This is a genomic window from Pseudomonas sp. 18175, assembly GCF_050432925.1.
Classification (GTDB): domain Bacteria; phylum Pseudomonadota; class Gammaproteobacteria; order Pseudomonadales; family Pseudomonadaceae; genus Aquipseudomonas.
This window is the reverse complement of record NZ_JBKFTO010000007.1, coordinates 258,049-276,545: the sequence shown is the minus strand read 5'-3', so window position 1 is coordinate 276,545 and position 18,497 is coordinate 258,049. Positions and strand designations below refer to the sequence as shown.

Genomic DNA, 18,497 nt, shown 5'->3' with positions numbered 1-18,497 from the left:
GATGCACGCCTGATAGACAGATAAGACCTGATTACCATGGCCCTACTGCAAATCGCCGAACCCGGCCAAAGCCCTCAACCGCACCAGCGTCGCCTGGCGGTCGGGATTGACCTGGGCACCACCAATTCCCTGGTTGCTGCCTTGCGCAGTGGCCTATCCGAGCCGTTGCCCGATGCTGACGGCCAGGTGATCCTGCCTTCCGCTGTGCGCTATCACGCTGACCGCACCGAAGTTGGTGAGTCGGCCAAGTTGGCAGCGTCTACTGACCCGCTCAACACCGTGTTGTCGGTCAAGCGCTTGATGGGTCGTGGTCTGTCCGACGTCAAGCAATTGGGCGACCAGCTGCCATACCGCTTTGTGGGCGGCGAATCCCATATGCCGTTCATCGACACCGTTCAGGGCCCGAAAAGCCCGGTAGAAGTGTCGGCTGATATCCTCAAGGTGCTGCGCCAGCGCGCTGAGTCCACTCTGGGCGGCGAACTGGTCGGTGCGGTGATTACCGTTCCGGCGTACTTCGACGACGCTCAGCGCCAAGCCACTAAGGATGCGGCGAAACTTGCCGGTCTGAACGTGCTGCGCCTGCTCAACGAGCCGACAGCTGCTGCCGTGGCCTACGGCCTGGACCAGCACGCCGAAGGCCTGGTTGCCATCTACGACCTGGGTGGCGGCACCTTTGATATTTCGATCCTGCGCCTGACTGGCGGTGTTTTTGAAGTGCTGGCCACCGGTGGCGACAGCGCTCTGGGCGGCGATGACTTCGATCACGCCATCGCGGGCTGGATCATCAGCAGTGCTGGTTTGTCTGCCGACCTTGATCCGGGCGCCCAGCGTAAACTGCTGCAAACTGCCTGCGCGGCTAAAGAAGCGCTCACTGACGCGGCATCTGTTGAAGTGTCCTACGGTAACTGGTCGGCCCAGCTGACTCGCGAAGCCTTCGATTCGCTGATTGAGCCGATGGTCGCCCGCAGCCTGAAAGCCTGCCGCCGCGCCGTACGTGATTCCGGTATCGAGCTGGAAGACGTCGGTGCTGTGGTCATGGTGGGCGGTTCTACCCGCGTACCCCGTGTTCGTGAAGCCGTCGCCGAAGCCTTTGGTCGTGAGCCATTGACTGAAATCGACCCGGACCAAGTGGTCGCCATTGGCGCTGCCATCCAGGCCGATACCCTGGCCGGCAACAAACGCGACGGTGGCGAACTGCTGCTGCTCGATGTGATTCCGTTGTCCCTGGGCCTGGAAACCATGGGCGGCCTGATGGAGAAGGTGATTCCACGCAACACCACCATCCCCGTCGCCCGTGCCCAAGACTTCACGACCTACAAAGATGGCCAGACGGCCATGATGATTCATGTGCTGCAAGGTGAGCGCGAGCTGATCAGCGACTGCCGCTCCCTGGCGCGCTTCGAATTGCGCGGCATCCCGGCGATGGTGGCCGGTGCGGCGAAGATTCGCGTGACCTTCCAGGTCGATGCCGATGGCCTGCTCAGCGTTGCGGCGCGTGAATTGGGCTCGGGTGTTGAAGCCAGCATCCAGGTCAAGCCGTCCTACGGCCTCACCGACGGCGAAATCGCCAAGATGCTCAAGGACTCGTTCCAGTATGCCGGTGACGACAAGGTCGCCCGCGTGTTGCGTGAGCAGCAAGTCGATGCCCAGCGCCTGCTCGAAGCGGTGCAGGGCGCCTTGGACGTCGACGGCGAGCGCCTGCTGGACGCGGAAGAACGCATGGTCATCGACCTGCAGATGCAGGAACTGGCCGAATTGATGAAAGGCACCGATGGTTATGCCATCGAGCAGCAGACCAAGCGTCTGTCGCAAGTGACCGATGCCTTTGCCGCCCGTCGTATGGACCAGACGGTAAAAGCCGCCCTGGCGGGACGCAACCTGAATGAAATCGAGGAATAATTAATGCCGCAGGTCATTTTTCTGCCACACGCCGAGCATTGCCCGGACGGTATGGTTGTGGAGGCTGAGACCGGCAAGTCCATCCTCGAAGTTGCCCACGACAACCACATCGAGATCGAAAGTGCCTGTGGCGGCGTCTGCGCCTGCACCACGTGTCACTGCATCATCCGCGAGGGTTTCAACACCCTGGAAGAAGCCGACGAGCTGGAAGAGGACTTTCTTGATCGTGCCTGGGGCCTGGAAGCGCATTCGCGCCTAAGCTGTCAGGCAAAGGTCGGCACGGAAGACATCACCGTCGAAATTCCAAAATATTCCCTCAACCATGCAGCCGAAGCGCCGCATTGATTCAAGGAAATGTCATGAGCCTGAAATGGGTTGATGTACAAGAAATCGCTATACAACTTGCTGAAGCCCATCCTGAGGTCAATCCTCTGACGGTCAACTTCGTTAAGTTGCGCAATCTGGTGCTGGAGCTGCCGGACTTCGACGACATCCCAGACCGGGGTGGCGAAAAGGTCCTGGAGGCGATTCAAGGCCTGTGGATTGAAGAAGCAGACTGAGCCGCCTTTTTACGCAGTTAGGCAATACCCAATAACCCGCGTATAATTCGCGGGTTTAATTTTTCGTAAATTACCGTTTCTGGAGTTACACCATGGCTGTTCAACGTACTTTCTCCATCATCAAGCCTGACGCTGTTGCAAAAAACGTCATCGGCGAGATCACCACTCGTTTCGAAAAAGCCGGCCTGAAGGTTGTAGCTTCGAAACTCAAGCAACTGTCCAAAGCTGAAGCTGAAGGCTTCTACGCTGAGCACAGCGCTCGTGGTTTCTTCGGCGACCTGGTTGCCTTCATGATCTCCGGTCCTGTTGTTGTTCAGGTTCTGGAAGGCGAAAACGCTATCGCTCTGAACCGTGAGCTGATGGGCGCTACCAACCCTAAAGAAGCTGCTGCCGGCACCATCCGTGCTGACTTCGCTGAATCCATCGACGCCAACGCTGTACACGGCTCGGACTCCGAAGCTGCCGCTGCTCGCGAAATCTCGTACTTTTTCGCTGCTACTGAAGTAACCGCTCGCTAAGCATTGGCTTAAAGAGTGAGGGTGAATCCATGACTACATCGACTGTTAAAACCAACCTGCTGGGTCTGACCCAGCCGGAAATGGAGAAATTCTTCGACTCAATCGGGGAGAAGCGTTTCCGTGCCGGTCAGGTAATGAAATGGATTCACCACTTTGGCGTCGACGATTTCGACGCCATGACGAACGTCAGCAAGGCCCTGCGCGACAAGCTCAAGGCCATTGCTGAGGTCCGTGGTCCCGAAGTGGTCAGCGAGGACATCTCCAGCGACGGCACCCGTAAGTGGGTGGTGCGCGTGGCGTCCGGCAGCTGCGTCGAGACCGTGTACATTCCCCAGGGCAAGCGCGGCACCTTGTGCGTTTCGTCCCAGGCAGGCTGTGCCCTGGACTGCAGTTTCTGCTCCACCGGCAAGCAAGGCTTCAATAGCAACCTCACCGCCGCCGAAGTCATCGGCCAGGTGTGGATTGCCAACAAATCCTTTGGCAGCGTCCCGGCAACCGTCGACCGTGCCATCACCAACGTGGTGATGATGGGCATGGGTGAGCCGCTGCTGAACTTCGACAACGTCATTGCGGCCATGCACCTGATGATGGACGACCTGGGCTACGGCATCTCAAAGCGCCGCGTGACCCTGTCCACATCCGGCGTGGTACCGATGATCGATGAGCTGGCCAAGCACATCGACGTCTCCCTGGCGTTGTCGCTGCACGCACCGAATGACGCATTGCGTAATCAATTGGTGCCGATCAACAAGAAATATCCGCTTAAGATGCTGCTCGAATCCTGCCAGCGTTACATGGCGACCTTGGGCGAGAAACGTGTGTTGACTATTGAGTACACGATGCTCAAAGACATCAACGACAAGGTCGAGCACGCGGTAGAGATGATCGAGTTGCTCAAGAACACCCCGTGCAAGATCAACCTGATCCCGTTCAACCCGTTTCCGCATTCTGGTTACGAGCGGCCGAGCAACAACGCCATCCGCCGTTTCCAGGATCAATTGCACCAGGCTGGCTACAACGTCACCGTGCGCACCACCCGTGGTGAAGACATCGACGCCGCCTGTGGTCAATTGGTTGGGCAGGTAATGGACCGCACCCGCCGCAGTGAGCGTTATATCGCCGGACGCGAATTGAACGCCGCCGACGATTTGCCGCTGATTGCTGTGAATCGAATCTGAGAGAGGATCTCTATGCCCTTGCGCCTTGCGCTGCTTTTGCTTTTTACCGGTCTTGCGGCCGGTTGTGTTTCATCGGGCCATGACCGCCCTATGCAAACCGGTAAAGGTCGTGATGAGGCGCGAATTGCCTATGTGCAATTGGGCTTGGGTTACCTGCAACAAGGCATGAGTGAGCAGGCCAAAGTGCCGTTGAAAAAGGCCCTTGAACTGGACAGCAACGATGCGGATGCAAATGCCGCCCTGGCGCTGGTGTTCCAGGCGCAGGCCGAGCCAGCAGTGGCCGATCAGTATTTTCACAAGGCCCTCGCCGTCCGACCTGCCGATCCGCGGCTGCTGAACAACTACGGCAGCTTCCTGTTCGAGCAGAAACGTTATGACCAGGCCGCCCTTTATTTCCAGCAAGCCAGCGCCGATACCCTTTATCCTGAGCGTTCCCGTGTATTCGAGAACCTCGGAGTGACGTCGGCACGCCTCGGCCAGCGCGACAGCGCCCGCCAGCAGCTGGAAAAAGCCCTGCATCTGAACGGCCGTCAGCCTCGGGCGCTGCTCGAAATGGCTGAGTTATCCTTTGATGACAGGCATTATGTGCCGGCACGTGAGTATTACGAGCGTTTTAGCCTGCTCAGCGGGCAAAATGCACGTAGTCTATTGCTCGGCGTGCGGTTGGCGACGGTTCATGAAGAACACGACACGGCCGCACGGTTTGGCCAGCAACTCGAACGACTCTATCCCGGTACGCCGGAATATCAGCAATACCTGTCGGAGCAATGATGAAAGCGGCGCACCCGGAAGTTGTAGCAGCTAATCGCGTAAACCCAGGCGACACCTTGCGTCAGGCCCGCGAAAGCAATGGTTGGTCGCTGGCGGAAGTGGCCCTCAAGCTCAATTTGACCACCACCTCCCTTGGCAATCTGGAAGCCGGCGCGTTCGACAAGTTGCCTGGGCACACGTTTGCCCGCGGCTATATCCGCGCCTATGCCAAATTGCTCGGTATCGATCAGGCCATCCTAGTCCAGGAATTCGACCAGTTCACCGGTACCGACTCCCAGGGCAGTAATGTTCACGGTTTGGGGCGCATCGAAGAGCCTGTACGGGTTTCACACACCATTTTGCGCATTGTCAGCTTGTTGCTGTTGATTGCCGTGATCGGCGGCGGTTTTGTCTGGTGGCAAGACCAGACGTCCCAGCGCGCCAAGGACCTGACCAGCAACGCGATGGAACATGTCGAGGTCGAAAGCGCCGACGGCACCACCCAGATTCATCCGTTGGACGAGCCAGAAGACCAGGCAGTTGCAGAAGGCCAAGTAGCGCCTGAAACCCCGGTTGTCACTGAGCAAACTGCTCCGCAAACAGCTCCGGCGCAGGCAGCGGTTGCACCGACAGCGCCTGTGGCAGCGCCAGCCGCTCCTGTTGCCCATGCCCCGGCCGCAGCGGTGCAAACCCCTGTAGCTGCTGCTCCAGCCACCCCTGCGATTTCGCCGCCCACCACACCAGAGTTGATCGCCGGTGACGGTCGCGTACAAGTTACCTTCATTGCTGATTGCTGGACGCAAGTCACCGATGGCAACGGCAAAGTGCTGTTCAGCGGTCTCAAGCGTAAGGGAGATACGCTCGACCAGGCCGGCAAGCCTCCTTTGACGCTGCGTCTGGGCTTTGCCCGTGGCGCGCAAGTGGCCTACAACGGCCAGCCTGTAGACGTGGCGCCGTTCACCAGTGGCGAGACCGCTCGCCTCAAGTTGGGACAATAGTCATGCACGGCGAATCTCCAATCAAACGTCGCGTATCGCGCAAGATCTGGGTTGGCTCTGTGCCAGTGGGTGGCGATGCCCCCATCGCGGTACAGAGCATGACCAACAGCGACACCAATGACGTGGCCGCCACCGTTGCCCAGATCAACCGTCTGGAAGCCGCTGGCGTGGACATCGTGCGCGTATCCGTGCCAGACATGGACGCCGCCGAAGCCTTCGGCCGTATCAAGCAACTGGTCAAGGTGCCGTTGGTTGCCGACATTCACTTCGACTACAAGATCGCTTTGCGTGTAGCCGAGTTGGGTGTGGATTGCCTGCGTATCAACCCGGGCAACATCGGTCGCGAAGACCGTGTACGCGCCGTGGTGGATGCTGCCCGTGATCGCGGCATTCCAATCCGCATCGGCGTCAACGCCGGTTCCCTGGAAAAAGACCTGCAGAAGAAATACGGCGAGCCCACCCCGGCAGCGCTGGTCGAATCTGCATTGCGCCACGTTGAACACCTTGAGCGCTTGAACTTCCAGGACTTCAAGGTCAGCGTAAAGGCCTCTGACGTGTTCATGGCCGTAGAAGCCTACCGCCTGCTGGCCAAGGAAATCGTGCAGCCACTGCACTTGGGTATCACTGAAGCGGGCGGTTTACGCTCAGGCACAGTGAAATCTGCGGTGGGTCTCGGTATGCTGCTCGCCGAAGGGATTGGCGATACTATCCGCATCTCGCTGGCGGCAGACCCTGTAGAGGAAGTGAAAGTCGGCTACGACATTCTCAAATCCCTGCGTTTGCGTTCCCGTGGTATCAATTTCATTGCCTGCCCGAGCTGTTCGCGGCAGAACTTCGACGTGGTGAAAACCATGAACGACCTGGAATTGCGCCTTGAAGACCTGCTGGTGCCGCTGGATGTTGCGGTGATCGGTTGCGTGGTCAACGGGCCGGGCGAAGCCAAAGAGGCCCATGTGGGCCTGACCGGCGGCACACCGAACCTGATTTACATCGACGGCAAGCCGTCGCAGAAGTTGACGAATGACAATCTGGTGGATGAGCTCGAAAGGCTGATCCGCGAGAAAGCGGCCGAGAAGGTCGCGGCTGACGCAGCGCTGATCGCGCGCGGCTAAGAACGAATTTAAGGATTTGATGTGAGCAAGTCTCTGCAAGCCATTCGTGGCATGAACGACATCCTGCCTGAGCAGACGCCGCTGTGGCGCTACTTTGAGAGCACTGTCGCGCGCCTGCTGGATAACTACGGTTACAAGCAGATCCGCATGCCGATCGTCGAATTCACCGAGCTGTTCAAGCGCTCCATCGGTGAAGTGACCGACATCGTTGAAAAAGAGATGTACACCTTTGAAGACCGCAACGGCGACTCCCTGACCCTGCGTCCGGAAGGTACCGCTGCGTGCGTGCGCGCTGTGCTTGAGCACGGCCTCACCGGTGCTGGCCAGCCGCAGAAACTGTGGTACATCGGCCCGATGTTCCGTCACGAGCGTCCGCAGAAAGGCCGTTATCGCCAGTTTCACCAGATCGGCCTGGAGGTGTTCAACATTGATGGCCCGGACATCGACGCCGAGTTGATCGTGCTGACCTGGCGCCTGTGGGGCCTGCTGGGCATCCGCGACGCAGTCAAGCTTGAACTCAACAGCCTGGGCACCAGCGAATCCCGCGGTCGCTACAAAGTGGCCCTGGTCGAATACCTGTCGGCCCACCTGGACAAGTTGGACGAAGACAGCCAGCGCCGTCTGAAAACCAACCCGTTGCGCGTTCTGGACACCAAGAACGCCGATACCCAGGCCGTTTTGGTCAACGCGCCGAAAATGGCCGACTACCTGGACGACGAATCGCGCATTCACTTCGAGGGCCTCAAAGCTCGCCTGGATGCGGCCGGTATTCCGTTCGTGATCAACACCAAGCTGGTGCGTGGCCTCGATTACTACAGCAAGACCGTGTTCGAGTGGGTCACCGACAAACTCGGCGCCCAGGGCACTGTGTGCGCTGGGGGGCGCTACGACGGTCTGGTCGAGCAGATGGGCGGCAAGCCGACCACTGGCGTGGGCTTTGCCATGGGCATCGAGCGCCTGATCCTGCTGCTGGAAACCCTGGAGAAGGTCCCGGAAGAAATCTCCCGGCAGGTGGACGTGTACCTTTGTGCTTTTGGCGAGGCCGCCGAATTGGCTGCCCTGGCCTTGAGCGAAAAAGTCCGCGACCAACTGCCCAACCTGCGCCTGCAGGTCAATGCCGGCGCCGGCAGCTTCAAGAGCCAGTTCAAGAAAGCCGACAAGAGCGGTGCGCTGTATGCACTGATCCTCGGCGATGACGAATTGGCCCAGCAAGTGATAGGTTTCAAACCCCTGCGTGGCCAGGGCGAGCAACAGAACATTGCCTTTGATGCGCTCGCTGCGCACTTGGCCACCTGCGTTGTGCAGGGTTGAAGCTGTCGAACAGCCGAATTTAGCGATTAAGGAGTATTGGGGTGTCGAGTACTGATGATGAGCAACTGGCCGAATTCAAGGACTGGTGGCAGCGTAACGGCAAGCCCCTGGTTACTGGCGGCCTGCTGGCTTTAGTGGTGGTGTTCGGCTGGCAAGCCTGGACCAAGTATCAGGCCAACCAGTCCCAAGGCGCCTCGATCCTCTATCAACAATTGCTGGAAACCACGCTGACGCCAGACGGCAAGCCAGACCCTGCGCAAGTTGCAGACCTGGCCGGCAAGCTGAAAAACGAATTTGGCGGTAGCACCTACGCCCAATACGGCAGCCTGTTCGTCGCGAAAGTTGCGGTCGATACCGGCAAGCTGGATGACGCAGCCGCAGAACTGAAGGCCATCGCCGACAAACCGACCAACCCGACCCTGGGTGAAATCGCACGTCAGCGCCTGGCTCAAGTACTGGCGGCACAGAACAAGGCTGACGAAGCACTCAAGTTGCTCGACGGCGATGCTGACAAGGCATTTGTAGCCACTCGCGAAGAGCTCAAGGGCGACCTATTGGTCCAATTGGGTCGTACCGACGAAGCCAATGCTGCGTACCAAAAAGCCAAGGCGGCGCTGTCTGATGAAGCGGCGGTCGGTGGCTTACAAATCAAGCTGGACGACTTGGCCAAAGGGGATGCGTGACGTGATCCGTTGGAAACATGCAGCATTGCTGGCTCTGGCCGTTCTGGCCGCGGGTTGCAGCAGCAACAGTAAAAAAGAACTGCCGCCTGCGGAGCTGACCAGCTTCAAAGAAGAAGTGGTCTTGCAAAAGCAGTGGAGCCGCTCCATCGGTGACGGCCAGGGTGACACCTACAACATGTTGGTACCGGCAATCGACGGTGACAGCATTGTGGCCGCTGACGTGACCGGCGTTGTGATCTCGATGGATCGCATGAACGGTGACGTGAAGTGGAAGAAAGACCTTGAACTGCCTGTATCCGGCGCCGTTGGCGTGGGTTACGGCTTGGTGATGCTTGGCACGCTCAAGGGCGAAGTGGTTGCCCTGGATTCCAGCACCGGTGAAGAGAAATGGCGCGCTCGCGTGACCAGTGAAGTGCTCGCACCGCCTGCCACCAACGGCGATATCGTCGTGGTGCAAACCCAGGACGACCGTGTGATCGGCCTCGACGCCAGCACCGGCGAACAGCGTTGGTTGTACGACAGCACCCCAGCGGTGTTGACCTTGCGCGGTACCAGTGGTCCGGTTGTGACCAACAATCTGGCCGTTGCAGGCCTGTCCACCGGTAAAGTAGTCGCCCTCGATACCCAGAACGGCGTGCCGGCCTGGGAAACCCGTGTGGCTATCCCACAAGGTCGTTCCGAACTGGATCGCGTAGTGGACATCGACGGCGGCCTGCTGCTGTCGGGTGAAACCCTCTACGTCGCCACTTACCAGGGCCGCGTAGCAGCACTGGACCTGCAGAGCGGTCGCGTCAACTGGCAGCGTGATGCTTCCAGCTACGCGGGTGTCGCCCAAGGGTTTGGCAGCGTCTACGTAAGCCTGGCGTCCGGCACTGTTGAAAGTGTCGACGAGCGTTCCACCACTGCACTGTGGAGCAACGATTCCCTGGCCCGCCGTCAGCTGTCGGCACCAGAAGTGTTCTCCAGCTACGTTGCGGTCGGCGACTTTGAAGGCTACCTGCACCTGCTGAGCCAGGTGGACGGTCGCTTTGTCGGTCGCGAGCGTATCGACAGCGACGGCCTGCGTGCTCGTCCGCTGGTCGTGGGTAACATGCTTTATGTGTTTGGCAACAGCGGCAAGCTGGAAGCCCTGACCATCAAGTAAGAACTATGCTTGGGGGTGACCCTCAAGCAGCTTCACCTGTAGGAGCCAGCAACATGTGGCGAGGGANCGGCCTGCGTGCTCGTCCGCTGGTCGTGGGTAACATGCTTTATGTGTTTGGCAACAGCGGCAAGCTGGAAGCCCTGACCATCAAGTAAGAACTATGCTTGGGGGTGACCCTCAAGCAGCTTCACCTGTAGGAGCCAGCAACATGTGGCGAGGGAGCTTGCTCCCGCTGGAGTGCGAAGCGCTCCCAAACCGGCTAACCGGATACACCTGATGTGTCTCGATCATATGGTTTTGGGGCTGCTGCGCAGCCCAGCGGGAGCAAGCTCCCTCGCCACAGCAAGCTCGCTCCTACAGTCGAGCACCAGCCGCTGCCATGCAGCGGCTTTTGTATTTTCTGAAATAACGAAGTGGAGAGCCGCATGGTTCCCGTAATCGCCCTGGTGGGCCGACCTAACGTCGGCAAGTCCACCTTGTTCAACCGCCTGACCAGGACTCGTGACGCCATCGTTGGCGACTTGTCCGGTCTGACCCGTGATCGCCAATACGGTGAGGCAAAGTGGCAAGGGCGCTCCTACATTATTGTCGACACCGGTGGTATCTCCGGTGACGAGCATGGCATGGACGAAAAAATGGCCGAGCAGTCCCTGCTCGCCATTGAAGAAGCCGATGTCGTGTTGTTCCTGGTGGACGCCCGTGCGGGCTACACCGCTGCCGACCAAATGATTGGCGAGCACCTGCGCAAGCGCAACAAGCGTTCCTACTTGATCGCCAACAAGATCGACAACATCGATCCTGAGGCGGCCCGTGCCGAATTCAGCCCGATGGGCCTGGGCGACGCGATCCCGGTCGCCGGTGCCCACGGTCGTGGTATCACCCAGATGCTGGAAATCGCCCTGCGTGATTTCCCTAAGGATGATGCCGAGGAAGAAGAAGGCGAAGAAGAAATCGTTGCCGAAGGCGAGGAAGCCAAGCGCATTCCTGGCCCGAGCGAAAAAGACGGTATCAAGATCGCTATCATCGGCCGCCCGAACGTTGGCAAGTCGACTCTGGTCAACCGTATGCTCGGTGAAGACCGGGTTATCGTCTATGACCAGCCCGGCACCACCCGTGACAGTATCTACATCCCGTTTGAGCGTAATGACGAGAAGTACACGCTGATCGACACCGCCGGTGTGCGCAAGCGCGGCAAGATCCACGAAGAAGTTGAAAAGTTCTCCGTGGTCAAAACCCTGCAAGCGATCAAAGACGCCAACGTGGTGATCTTTGTGATGGACGCCCGCGAAGGCGTGGTGGACCACGACCTCAACTTGCTGGGCTTTGCCCTGGAAGCCGGTCGCGCCCTGGTGATCGCAATCAACAAGTGGGACGGCATGACGCCGAGCGAGCGCGATTTCGTCAAGATCGAGCTGCAGCGCCGCCTGTTCTTTGTTGAGTTCGCCGATATCCACTTTATCTCGGCACTGCACGGTACCGGCGTGGGCAACCTCTACGCGTCCGTGCAGAACTCGTTCAAGTCCGCGGTTACCCGCTGGCCGACCAACCGCCTCACCCAGATCCTGGAAGACGCCGTTGGCGAGCACGCGCCGCCGATGGTCAACAACCGCCGGATCAAACTGCGTTACGCCCACTTGGGTGGTGCCAACCCGCCGATTATCGTGATCCACGGTAACCAGATCGAGAAGGTGCCAAAGTCCTACGTGCGTTACCTGGAAAACACCTATCGCCGTGTCTTGAAACTGGTCGGTACGCCGATCCGTATCGAGTTCAAGGGCGGTGAGAACCCATACGAAGGCAACAAGAACACACTGACTGACCGTCAGGTGAACAAGAAGCGTCGTTTGATGACTCACCACAAGAAGGCCGACAAGAAGCGCCGTGATAAGAAATAACGGCAGCTTCAAGTTGTAAGCGTCAAGCTGCAAGAGAGGGCTCCTTTGGAGCCCTTTTTTGTACGCGACGGTTTGTACCTTGACCCGATGCAACGGGCAGCTTAAAACTTGGGGCTCACCTGCAGGGGCCTTTCGATGATCACCAGCAAGCTGCCGAATGTCGGCACGACTATTTTCACCACCATGTCGCAACTCGCTGCCGAAACCGGCGCGCTCAACCTGTCCCAGGGCTTCCCGGACTTCAATGGCCCCCAGGGTTTGCTCGATGCGGTGGGCAAGCACGTTGCCAGAGGGCATAACCAATACTCTCCAATGACTGGCCTGCCGGCGCTGCGTCAGCAAGTGGTGGCCAAGATCGCCCGCAGCTATGGCGCCACCGTGAATGCCGACAGCGAAGTGACCATCACCCCGGGGGCCACCGCCGCCATTTTCTGTGCGATCCAGGCCGTGATTCGCGCTGGCGATGAGGTCATCGTGTTCGACCCCAGCTACGACAGCTACGAACCTTCGGTCGAACTGGCGGGTGGGCGTTGTGTGCATGTGCAGTTGAGCCTGCAAGGCTTTGCGCTGGACTTTGAGCAGATCAAGGCGGCGCTGTCGCCACGCACACGCATGATCATCCTCAACACCCCACACAACCCCACAGGCGCCTTGATCAGCCGTGCCGAGCTGGACCAGTTGGCCGAGTTGATCCGCGACCGCGATATCTACCTGGTCAGTGACGAGGTTTACGAACACCTGGTATTCGATGGCGTGCCTCACGTCAGCGTATTGGCCCACGAAGAACTGTATCAGCGTGCGTTCGTGGTCAGCTCCTTTGGCAAGACCTACCACGTCACCGGCTGGAAAACCGGCTACGTGGTTGCGCCGCCCGCTCTGACTGCCGAACTGCGGAAGGTGCACCAATACGTCAACTTCTGCGGTGTGACGCCGTTGCAGTTCGCGTTGGCCGACTTCATGGCCGACCACCCGGAACACGTGGACGAGTTGCCAGCCTTCTACCAGGCCAAGCGCGACCTGTTCTGCGACCTGTTGGCGCCGTCCCGCTTCAGCTTTAGCCGAGTAACCGGCACCTACTTCCAACTAGTGGATTACTCACAGATCCGCCCGGACTTGGACGACGTGGCCATGTCCCTGTGGATGACCCGCGAACACGGCGTGGCGACCATTCCTGTCTCGGTGTTCTACCAGACCCCACCCCAAGGCCAGCGCCTGGTGCGCTTGTGCTTTGCCAAACGCGAGGAGACGCTGCGACAAGCGGCCGAAAAACTATGCGTGATCTGAGTGCATTGTCGAATCTGAACATCGCCCTGGTGCAGACCAGCTTGGTCTGGCATGACCGTCAAGCCAATCTTGAGCATTTTGAGCTGCTGCTGGAGCAGGCCCGGGGCGCTGACCTGATCGTGTTGCCGGAGATGTTCACCACCGGTTTCTCCATGGAGTCGGCCACGCTCGCCGAGCCGGAACACGGCCCGACCCATCGCTGGCTCCAGGCCCAGGCGGCCAAGTACAACGCGGTGATCACCGGCAGTGTGATCATCCAGGCCGCCGACGGCAGCCACCGCAACCGCCTGCTGTGGGCGCGGCCGGATGGTGAGGTGTTGCACTATGACAAACGCCATCTGTTCCGTATGGCGGGTGAACACAATCACTACACCCCCGGTGAGCGCCAAGTGCAGTTCGAATTGAAGGGCTGGCGCATTCGACCGCTGATTTGCTACGACCTGCGCTTCCCGGTCTGGAGTCGCGATGCCCAGGACACCGATCTGCTGCTGTACACCGCCAATTGGCCGGGGGCGCGGCGCTTGCATTGGAACCGTCTGCTGCCGGCGCGGGCTATCGAGAACCTGTGTTACGTGGCGGCGGTGAATCGGGTCGGCACCGACGGCAAGGGCTTTGCCTACACCGGTGACAGCCAAGTGCTGGACTTTCAGGGCGAGACCCTGCTGAGTGCGGGGGAGGCGGATGGCGTGTTTCAGGTGTGCCTGGATGCGGCAGAGTTGGCGGCGTATCGCACACGGTTTCCGGCGAATCTGGATGCCGATAACTTTCAGTTTGTCTGACATACCGCATTCGCGAGCAAGCCCGCTCCCACATTTGACCGCATTCCTACAGACAGAATGCAGTCAAATGTGGGAGCGGGCTTGCTCGCGAAGAGGCCAGAACTATCACCACACCCCTCAAATAAAAAGGCCCCTGGACTCACACCCAGGGGCCTTTCACATTTCGGCAGTCGTTACGCCGCTTTCGCTTCCTGCTGGCTCAACGAGCGGTTCAGCGCACTGAACAGCGCCTTGAAGCTGGCAGTAGTGATGTTTTCATCAATACCCACACCATGCACCGGACGCTCGCCGTTTACGCGCAGCTCAATATAGGCCGCAGCCTTGGCATTGGTGCCCGAACCAATCGCGTGCTCGTTGTAGTCCATGATCTCCACGCCAATCGGCAGGCCAGCCACCAGGGCTTCCAATGCGCCGTTGCCTTTGCCTTTCCAGTGCAGGTTGGTTTCGCCTTGGCCTTTGCCCGAGACTTCCACCTCGACAAAGCTGTTGCCGTTCTCTTCCTGCAAGCGATGGCTGACCAGCGCGTACGGGGTGTTGGCTTGCAGGTATTCACGCTGCAGTAAGGCGTAGATCTGCGGTGCGGTCATCTCCAGGCCCACGCGGTCGGTTTCGGCCTGTACCACTTGGCTGAACTCGATCTGCATGCGGCGTGGCAGGCTGATGCCGTATTCCTGCTCCAGCAGATAGGCGATGCCGCCCTTGCCCGACTGGCTGTTTACACGGATCACGGCTTCGTAGCTGCGACCAATGTCGGCCGGGTCGATCGGCAAGTACGGCACTTCCCACAGGGCGTCGTCTTTCTGCTGGGCGAAGCCCTTGCGGATCGCATCCTGGTGGGAGCCGGAGAAGGCGGTGTGCACCAAGTCGCCTACATACGGATGACGTGGGTGCACCTGGATCTGGTTGCACTCCTCGACCACCTTGCGCACGCCGTCGATGTCGGAGAAGTCCAGCTGTGGGTCCAGGCCCTGGGTGTACATGTTCAGTGCCACGGTCACCAGGTCGACGTTACCGGTACGCTCGCCGTTGCCGAACAGGCAGCCTTCGACACGGTCGGCGCCGGCCATCAGACCCAGCTCGGTGGCGGCAACGCCAGTGCCACGGTCGTTGTGGGTGTGCAGGCTGATGATCACGCTGTCACGGCGGTTGATGTGACGACCGAACCACTCGATCTGGTCGGCATAGATATTCGGCGTAGCGCACTCAACGGTGGCGGGCAGGTTGAGGATCATCTTGTGCTCGGGCGTCGGGTTCCAGACCTCGATCACCGCGTCACAGACTTCCTTGGCGAACTCCAGTTCAGTGGCGCTGAAGGTCTCCGGGGAGTATTCGAAGGTCCACTGGGTTTCTGGCTGCTGGGCAGCGTATTTGACGAACAGCTTGGCCGCGTTGACTGCGATGGCCTTGATGCCGTCCTTGTCCTGGTTGAACACGATACGGCGGAAGGACGGCGACGTGGCGTTGTACAGGTGCACGATGGCTTTTTTGGCGCCGCGCAGGGATTCAAACGTGCGCGCGATCAAGTCTTCACGGCCCTGGGTCAGCACCTGGATGGTGGTGTCCTCGGGGATGTGGCCGTCTTCGATCAGGGTACGCACGAAGTCGAAGTCGGTTTGCGACGCGGCCGGGAACGACGCTTCGATTTCCTTCACGCCTACCGATACCAGGGTCTTCCAAAAACGCAGCTTCTTCGCGGCGTCCATCGGCTCGATCAGCGACTGGTTGCCATCACGCAGGTCGGAGCTGCACCAGATCGGCGCGGTGGTGATGGTTTTCGAAGGCCAGGTGCGGTCCGGGATATCGATGGTCGGAAACGCACGGTATTTCGAAGACGGGTCTTTGAGCATGCTCATCGGGAAATCCTTTGTTTAGGGGCCGAGAAGAGGCGGCCTGCCGTGGAACTGTTATTGGGGACGAAGCTTGGGACGAGGCAGATCGATTCAGCCTGGCAGTCGTGCGCTGACAAGGCACAGGCTGCGGTGCTGGCGGAGCTGAATGAGGGTGTGAGAGGTTTTCATAAGCTCAACCCTAACCGCCGAGGTGAAAGATGGCAAGCAGTCGATAAAAATTGAGAGAAGTTCTTCTATCTGCGTAGGAAACGAGATTTTATGCTTGAGGTTGAGTTGGGTGTTGGTTTTAATTGCGCGCCCATTATCGGGCGCGCAATCGAGCGTTTCAGGGCTGGAACGCGCCGATAAAGATCGCCGGGTCCACCCGCGCATCGTTGAGGCTGACATTCCAATGCATGTGTGGCCCGGTCGCGCGGCCTGTCGCGCCGACCTTGCCGACCACGTCGCCGCGCGTCAGTTGATCACCCACTTTTACGTCGATCTTCGACATATGGCAGAACATGCTGATAAAGCCCTGGCCGTGGTCGACGAACACGGTGTTGCCGTTGAAGAAGTAGTTGCCCACCAGAATCACTTTGCCGTTCGCTGGGGTCTTGATCGGTGTGCCAGCCGGTACGGCAAAGTCCAGACCCGAGTGCGGGTTGCGCTCCTCGCCATTGAAGAAGCGGCGCACGCCGAACTTGCTCGACAGCGGGCCATTCACGGGTTTGTCCAACACCAGGTTGCTCGGCAGGTTCGGGCTGAAACTGCGGTAAGCCTTGATCTGCACCGCCAGTTCCGCCTCGATGCGTTTGAGCTGTGCTGGTTCGGGGTTGACCTGGCTTTTGTTCTTCAAGGTAATGCGTTGTTCCGGATACTTTTTGTAGCCGACGATAAACGGCAGGCTGCGGCCGCCACTGGTGATGCGTTCATTGCCCGGCTTGACCGTCAACGGGATGCCGACAATTGCCAGCCAGTTGTCCTGCTCCTTCACCACCAGTACCGGCTTGCCCTGGTACGTGGCTTTCGGCGCTGCCGCCGAAGGACCCAACTCAACCACTGCAACACCACCCGGCACCGGTTTGTTCAAGGTGCGGGTGATGTAGCTGTCGGCGTGGGCGTTAAGGGCAAAGCACAACAACATCAACAGGCTAAATAGACGAGGCATCAATCAATCCAATAACGAAAGGGTGACGGGTGTCAGGTGGTTGTCTTCCACCCGCACCTGCAATTGGCCTTCACCGAGGCGCGCGGTCAGGCGTTGGCCGGTGTGGGTTTGCGCGGCATTGCGAATGGCCTGGCCGCGCTCGTCTAGCAGGATGCTGTAGCCGCGACCCAAGGTCGCCAGCGGGCTCACCACCTGCAACGTCTGCACCTGGCTTTGCAGTTGCAAGCGGCGCGCCTTGAGGCCTTCGCGCATGGCGCGGGGCAGGCGTTCGGCGAGGCTGTCCAGGCGTTGGCGCAGCAGGGCCAATTGGCGGCCAGGGTGTTGGCCGGCGAGGCGGGTTTCCAGGCGGATCAGGCGCTCACGACGGGTATTGAGGTTGCGCTCGAACGCACGGCGCAGGCGCATGTCCAGGTCATCCAGGCGTTGGGCCTGTTGGCGCAGGCGCTCGCCGGGGTGACGCAGGCGCCGGGCCATGCCTTCCAGGCGCAGGCGGTCGTGGCTCAGGCGGTTGCGCATCAGCATCACCAGGCGGCGGTGCAGGTTCTCGACCTGGCGCACCAAATGGCTGGCGTCCGGTGCGAGCAATTCGGCTGCGGCGGAGGGAGTAGGGGCGCGCACGTCCGCCACGAAGTCGCTGATGGACACATCGGTCTCATGGCCGACGGCACTGACAATCGGCGTGACGCACGCATCCACCGCACGGACTACGGCCTCTTCGTTGAAGCACCAAAGGTCTTCCAGCGAACCGCCGCCACGGGCCAGGATCAGCGCATCAAAGCCACGGGCATCTGCCAGTTTCAGCGCTCTTACAATCTGCGAGATAGCTTCGCGGCCTTGCACGGCGGTGGGGATCAGCGTCAGTTCAATGTTCGGCGCCCGACGGCGGAACACACTGATGATGTCGCGGATCACCGCGCCAGTGGGCGAACTGATGATGCCAATGCGCCGAGGATGGGCCGGCAGCGGCACCTTGCGCTCGGCACTGAACAGGCCTTCGGCGCTGAGTTTTTCCTTCAATGCATCAAACGCCAGGCGCAACGCACCATCACCGGCCGGCTCCACCGTGTCGAGAATCAACTGGTAGTCGCCACGGCCCTCGAACAGCGAGACCTTGCCGCGCACTTTCACTGCCAAGCCGTCCTTCAACGCCTGGCGCACCCGCGCCGCGTTGTTGCGGAACAACGCGCAACGCACCTGGGCGCCGCTGTCCTTGAGGGTGAAATACACATGGCCGGAGGCCGGGCGGGCGAGGTTGGAGATTTCGCCTTCGACCCAGATATTGGTGAATACGTCTTCCAGCAACACCCGCGCACGGCCGTTGAGTTGGCTGACAGTAAGGACTTCGCGGTCCAGGCCCAGGCGGGCAAACGGGTCTTTGATCATGGGCGG

17 protein-coding genes are annotated in these 18,497 nt (G+C 59.7%); 14 read left to right on the top strand and 3 right to left on the bottom strand.

Annotated features, from left to right (window positions below; all coding sequences use genetic code 11):
• Positions 1-36: 36 nt before the first annotated feature.
• From hscA to ACLD1Y_RS12495, 14 genes are all read left to right on the top strand, one after another.
• Positions 37-1,899 carry a Fe-S protein assembly chaperone HscA gene (hscA, locus tag ACLD1Y_RS12560; protein ID WP_429478268.1) on the top strand — a complete coding sequence of 621 codons (1,863 nt, stop codon included), beginning with the start codon at positions 37-39 and terminating at the stop codon, positions 1,897-1,899.
• A gap of 3 nt (positions 1,900-1,902) precedes the next feature.
• Positions 1,903-2,244 (top strand): ISC system 2Fe-2S type ferredoxin, encoded by a 342-nt coding sequence (gene fdx, locus ACLD1Y_RS12555; protein WP_017736823.1) that lies wholly within the window; start codon positions 1,903-1,905, stop codon positions 2,242-2,244.
• A 14-nt stretch (positions 2,245-2,258) separates the two neighbouring features.
• Positions 2,259-2,459 (top strand): Fe-S cluster assembly protein IscX, encoded by a 201-nt coding sequence (gene iscX, locus ACLD1Y_RS12550; protein WP_122489134.1) that lies wholly within the window; start codon positions 2,259-2,261, stop codon positions 2,457-2,459.
• Positions 2,460-2,551: 92 nt separating this feature from the next.
• Positions 2,552-2,977, top strand: a complete 426-nt coding sequence (ndk, locus tag ACLD1Y_RS12545; protein WP_003175956.1) for a nucleoside-diphosphate kinase — start codon at positions 2,552-2,554, stop codon at positions 2,975-2,977.
• Positions 2,978-3,006: 29 nt separating this feature from the next.
• Entirely contained in the window at positions 3,007-4,155 is a 1,149-nt protein-coding gene (gene rlmN, locus ACLD1Y_RS12540) for a 23S rRNA (adenine(2503)-C(2))-methyltransferase RlmN (protein WP_429478267.1), read from the top strand.
• Positions 4,156-4,167: 12 nt separating this feature from the next.
• Complete coding sequence (gene pilW / locus ACLD1Y_RS12535; RefSeq protein WP_429478266.1) at positions 4,168-4,926, top strand: type IV pilus biogenesis/stability protein PilW; 759 nt, start codon at positions 4,168-4,170, stop codon at positions 4,924-4,926.
• Positions 4,926-5,903: a RodZ domain-containing protein gene (locus ACLD1Y_RS12530; RefSeq protein ID WP_429478265.1), complete on the top strand. Its 978-nt coding sequence runs from the start codon at positions 4,926-4,928 to the stop codon at positions 5,901-5,903. The genes pilW and ACLD1Y_RS12530 overlap by 1 nt, the downstream gene beginning before the upstream one ends.
• Positions 5,904-5,905: 2 nt before the next feature.
• Positions 5,906-7,015, top strand: coding sequence for a flavodoxin-dependent (E)-4-hydroxy-3-methylbut-2-enyl-diphosphate synthase (gene ispG / locus ACLD1Y_RS12525; RefSeq protein ID WP_101272844.1), 1,110 nt, complete (start codon positions 5,906-5,908; stop codon positions 7,013-7,015).
• A gap of 21 nt (positions 7,016-7,036) precedes the next feature.
• Positions 7,037-8,326, top strand: a complete 1,290-nt coding sequence (gene hisS / locus ACLD1Y_RS12520) for a histidine--tRNA ligase (RefSeq protein ID WP_192299562.1) — start codon at positions 7,037-7,039, stop codon at positions 8,324-8,326.
• A gap of 41 nt (positions 8,327-8,367) precedes the next feature.
• Positions 8,368-9,009, top strand: a complete 642-nt coding sequence (locus ACLD1Y_RS12515) for a YfgM family protein (RefSeq protein ID WP_015885737.1) — start codon at positions 8,368-8,370, stop codon at positions 9,007-9,009.
• A complete protein-coding gene (bamB, locus tag ACLD1Y_RS12510; RefSeq protein ID WP_429478264.1) occupies positions 9,002-10,153 on the top strand; it encodes an outer membrane protein assembly factor BamB in 1,152 nt (383 codons plus the stop codon). Before ACLD1Y_RS12515 ends, bamB begins: the two co-directional genes overlap by 8 nt.
• Positions 10,154-10,578: 425 nt before the next feature.
• The gene (der, locus tag ACLD1Y_RS12505; RefSeq protein WP_122489126.1) at positions 10,579-12,048 is read left to right on the top strand and encodes a ribosome biogenesis GTPase Der; all 1,470 of its coding nucleotides are present in this window, start codon (positions 10,579-10,581) and stop codon (positions 12,046-12,048) included.
• A gap of 135 nt (positions 12,049-12,183) precedes the next feature.
• Positions 12,184-13,332 (top strand): pyridoxal phosphate-dependent aminotransferase, encoded by a 1,149-nt coding sequence (locus ACLD1Y_RS12500; protein WP_429478263.1) that lies wholly within the window; start codon positions 12,184-12,186, stop codon positions 13,330-13,332.
• Entirely contained in the window at positions 13,320-14,111 is a 792-nt protein-coding gene (locus ACLD1Y_RS12495) for an amidohydrolase (protein ID WP_429478262.1), read from the top strand. The genes ACLD1Y_RS12500 and ACLD1Y_RS12495 overlap by 13 nt, the downstream gene beginning before the upstream one ends.
• 173 nt (positions 14,112-14,284) lie before the next feature.
• Here the strand turns inward: ACLD1Y_RS12495 and leuA are convergent, their stop codons facing one another.
• The 3 genes from leuA to xseA all read right to left on the bottom strand — a co-directional run bounded on the left by leuA (position 14,285) and on the right by xseA (position 18,491).
• Positions 14,285-15,964 (bottom strand): 2-isopropylmalate synthase, encoded by a 1,680-nt coding sequence (leuA, locus tag ACLD1Y_RS12490; RefSeq protein WP_429478261.1) that lies wholly within the window; start codon positions 15,962-15,964, stop codon positions 14,285-14,287.
• A 322-nt stretch (positions 15,965-16,286) separates the two neighbouring features.
• Positions 16,287-17,108: a peptidoglycan DD-metalloendopeptidase family protein gene (locus tag ACLD1Y_RS12485; RefSeq protein ID WP_429478260.1), complete on the bottom strand. Its 822-nt coding sequence runs from the start codon at positions 17,106-17,108 to the stop codon at positions 16,287-16,289.
• A gap of 3 nt (positions 17,109-17,111) precedes the next feature.
• Positions 17,112-18,491, bottom strand: coding sequence for an exodeoxyribonuclease VII large subunit (xseA, locus tag ACLD1Y_RS12480; RefSeq protein WP_429478259.1), 1,380 nt, complete (start codon positions 18,489-18,491; stop codon positions 17,112-17,114).
• Positions 18,492-18,497: the final 6 nt, after the last annotated feature.